At 35.5% G+C, this 3,878-nt stretch carries 5 protein-coding genes; 3 read left to right on the top strand and 2 right to left on the bottom strand.

From position 1 onward, the window contains the following. On the bottom strand, positions 1–901 hold a 901-nt coding region (locus tag AC1DJR_RS20490; protein ID WP_477003377.1), incomplete at its 3' end, for an ABC transporter substrate-binding protein. 120 nt (positions 902–1,021) lie between these two features. Here AC1DJR_RS20490 and AC1DJR_RS20485 point away from each other — a divergent pair. The 3 genes from AC1DJR_RS20485 to AC1DJR_RS20475 all read left to right on the top strand — a co-directional run bounded on the left by AC1DJR_RS20485 (position 1,022) and on the right by AC1DJR_RS20475 (position 2,449). Next, positions 1,022–1,318 carry a DUF3986 family protein gene (locus tag AC1DJR_RS20485; protein WP_429686592.1) on the top strand — a complete coding sequence of 99 codons (297 nt, stop codon included), beginning with the start codon at positions 1,022–1,024 and terminating at the stop codon, positions 1,316–1,318. A gap of 11 nt (positions 1,319–1,329) precedes the next feature. After that, on the top strand, positions 1,330–1,560 hold the full coding sequence (locus AC1DJR_RS20480) for a hypothetical protein (RefSeq protein WP_002143493.1): 231 nt from the start codon (positions 1,330–1,332) through the stop codon (positions 1,558–1,560). A 193-nt stretch (positions 1,561–1,753) separates the two neighbouring features. Next, positions 1,754–2,449, top strand: coding sequence for a YwbE family protein (locus tag AC1DJR_RS20475; RefSeq protein ID WP_429691659.1), 696 nt, complete (start codon positions 1,754–1,756; stop codon positions 2,447–2,449). 42 nt (positions 2,450–2,491) lie between these two features. Here the strand turns inward: AC1DJR_RS20475 and AC1DJR_RS20470 are convergent, their stop codons facing one another. Continuing rightward, positions 2,492–3,745, bottom strand: coding sequence for a glycosyltransferase family 39 protein (locus tag AC1DJR_RS20470; RefSeq protein ID WP_477003376.1), 1,254 nt, complete (start codon positions 3,743–3,745; stop codon positions 2,492–2,494). Positions 3,746–3,878: the final 133 nt, after the last annotated feature.

Genomic DNA, 3,878 nt, shown 5'->3' with positions numbered 1-3,878 from the left:
ATTCTGCATCATCTAATAATGGATTTGTCGCATAAGAATGTTGTTTTTTGTAGCGCTCAATTACTTTTACTGAAATGTCTTTTGAAGTGTCTTTAAATAGTGGTGAAACGGCATCGGCAATCTCTTCTGGACTATGTGTATCAACCCATTGCTGCGCTTTATATAGTGCGCGCGTGAATTTTTCTGCAGCAGCTTTATCTTTCTTTAAGAAACTTTCTTTTGCCATAAACGTTGTATAAGGGACAGTACCAGATTCAGCTCCGAAAGACGCGACGATATAACCTTTTCCTTCTTTTTCAAGTATACTTGCAGTCGGTTCAAAGAGCTGTACAAATTCTCCCGTACCAGATGCAAAGGCATTTGCAATATTAGCAAACTCGATATTTTGAATTAAGTTCGTATCTTTGCGAGGGTCAATGCCATTTTTCTTTAAAACGTATTCACCAACCATTTGCGGCATGCCGCCTTTACGCTGTCCTAAAAACGTAACGCCTTTTACGTCGTTCCAATTAAAAGAGTCTAATTTTTTACGGGAAACTAAAAATGTACCATCTGTTTGTGTAAGCTGCGCAAAATTAATGACAGGATCTTTTGCTCCTTGTTGATGAACATAAATAGACGTTTCTGAACCAACGAGAGCAATATCAATTCCGCCAGATAAAAGGGTGGTCATCGTTTTATCTCCGCCGGCTGTTGTTTGTAAGTCAATATTTAAGCCTTCATCTTTAAAAAATCCTTTTTCAATTCCAACATATAATGGTGCGTAGAAAAGAGAGTGTGTAACTTCGCCAACGCGAATTTTTTGAGCTTGTTCTTTCGTACTTTCCTTTGTACTACTACAAGCAGCGAATGTGAAAACAGCTAGTAACATGATGCAAAAAACGGTTATTAATTTTTTCACTATATGACACCTCCTAGAAGTCAATCTACAAGCATAATATGTAGGTAAGTGCCCATATGTGAGTATAGATAGCAGGAATTTTTCGGGTAATAAAGAAGTACAAATATAAGGGGTGATAAAATGGATTACGAATACGATGATAGCGTACATTTACATCTTGATTATTTCGGAACTGAATGTGATATGGAATCGATTGCTTATAAGAGGAAGCATGAAGACGTGTGGGATGTGTATTTTAATTTTGGAGTATACGGTCTTCAGAAAGAGGAGATAGAGACAGGTCGGTTTATGGACGAATATGCCGGTTATTACGTTTTTTCTGTAAATGCTCGTGATTTGAGCTGGGAATTTGGAAGTGCTCAGTTTGAGGAATGGGTTTTGAAGAACCATATAGTAGAAAAAACGCTTCAAAAATAGGGAGGAATTTTGTGTTTGAATTTCTCATCTTATTGCTTATTTGCGTAATTGGAATTTACATCATGCAAGTGCTTACTTACCGATTCGCAAAGAAAAATATTCATAAATATAAGGAAATGAAATGGATTTATATGTGGCTAGACATGACTATGAAAAAGGGTCCGAGATTAGATTTGTTTGATTTTGTACTTATAGTAATCGTAAGTATCATATGGAAAATATGGATGCTTCCTCTTGTATAGTAAACATGCTAATCATCGTATCCTAATAAATAACGAGAAGAACCTGTCACACGACAGGTTTTTCTCTATTTGGAGCATGTAGTGTTACATGGAAAATCCAATATATACGACAAATTACGACAAAGGGATTCATACATATTTGTTATTCTATTAAAGGTCATTATTTGTAATGTATATATAGGAGGATTTTTTAATGTTAAAAAAATTATTATTATTTTTACTTACGGGCTTATGTGTAGTTGTTTTAACAGCTTGTAAAGATGAAGAGGAAAAGCTGAAGGTAGCGGAAGAACAGAAAATAGATGAGAAGAAAGTTGAAGAAGATAAGAAGGTAGAAGAGGAAAGCAAACAAGAAGAGCAGCAAAAGGAAGAGGAAGAAAAACGTAAGCAAGAAGAGCAGCAAAGAGTAGAGGAAGAAAAACGTAAGCAGGAAGAGCAGCAAAGAGTAGAAGCAGAAAAACGTAAGCAAGAAGAGCAGCAAAAGGAAGAGGAAGAAAAACGTAAGCAAGAAGAGCAACAAAGAGTAGAGGAAGAAAAACGTAAGCAAGAAGAGCAGCAAAGAAGAGTAGAGGAAGAGAAACGTAAGCAAGAAGAGCAACAAAGAAGAGTAGAGGAAGAGAAACGTAAGCAAGAAGAGCAACAGAAGATTCAGCAACAACAGTCTGCACAACAAGAGAGAACACAAAAACAAGAAAAAACAACAGGTGGTAAACCGACCAGATCACAAATTTCGGTTGGTTCACATGTAGTTATTCAATTAGATAAAGATTATAGTAAAACAGTGAGCGGTGTTGTGAAAGATATTTTAACAAACACGGAAACACATACGTACGGAATTAAGGTTCGATTACAAGATGGACAAATTGGCCGTGTTCAAAGTGTTGGATAAATAAAAAAAGAGGTCGTCCATTTTTGGACGACCTCTTTTTTATTATACTTGGCTAGTGCGGAAAAATGGAAGCTTCTGCACAGCGTAAACTAACCCGTATGCAAGAATTAAGCACATAAGGGGGTTAATGAAAAATCCGTAGCGATTAATTGCTAAGAATAAGTTTGAGAAGATGATGTAAATAACAGAACTTGCTACTAGCATCATAACGCGCTTATGCTTAAATGAATTTAGCATGAAGCAGAAACTGCTCAAGAATGTACCGATGATAAAGACTCTATGACACATTTGTATAAAGTTATGAATACGGTATTGGTCTACAGCAGGAGCTGTTTTGAATAATTCAATTGTTTTACCGACAGTGAACCAAGAGAACCAATATGTGAAGTCCGTTTTAAATCCATTTTTGATTAAATCTTTTGCGTATGCCTCTTTATCATCTAAGCCCTGGGCYTTCATTTGRTTAACTACATTTTCATAGCCRATTTTGTTAAAYGGATCYGCACCGGCAATTAATGGGTCTGCACCTTGCGTTGAGAATAAGATAAATTGATTGAACGCTAAATAGTTACGAACAACCCAGGCACCGATGATAAGGAACGGACCAATGAGCCATAATAATCCAATTCGAATGGAGTCTTTAAATCCATATGTGAACAAGACGACAAGAACAGGAATAAGCATCATTGGGGCTGGGTTTGGACGGAACATAAGTAAAATAGCAACAACAATTCCAAACCATATATGGAATTTTGTTTTATTGTATTTCCATGCAAGAACAAATACATACACGCTTAACGATAATAAGAATATTGAAGGAACTTCTGTTAGTAATGTACGGAAGTATGTATAGTTACTCGGATAAATAGCATATAAAATACTTGCGACAATTCCATAAATATTCTTTTCAAATAACTCTTTTCCTATTAAGAATACTAATAACACTGTGCARAGGTTCAGTATCATATTAATGAYRGTTGCYACGTAATAGTAAGGAAGTGATGTAACATCAGAAATAATCATGGCGCCAGCTAATAATAGCGGCTGACCTGGTGTAATGTATGCATTTTTTCCAGGCACTTCACTAGGTTCTAAATAAACATAGCCAAATACACCATGTTTTAATAGCTGTTCAGCTGTTAACGAATAGTTRAASGCATCATWTGCACCATATGTTACTTTGACTAMYTCTCCATYTAATCCTGGCTGCTTTACTAGACAAAAAACGTGCAGTAGGAAAGAAAGCGCCAAAATCGCATATACCGCTTTAGGTAGATTTTTAAACTTATTTAGCAAAAATGAGCATCTCCTTTTTTATTATTACTTTCGTATTTTCATGATAAAACCCTAATAGTATTAAGGTTTTCCAAAACATAGTTATTATATCATAAAGTGGAATGAAGGAATTTAGTTTTTTAAGAATGAATAG

Source organism: Bacillus sp. 05T31 (assembly GCF_056396725.1).
This window is presented reverse-complemented; position numbering and strand designations above follow the sequence as displayed.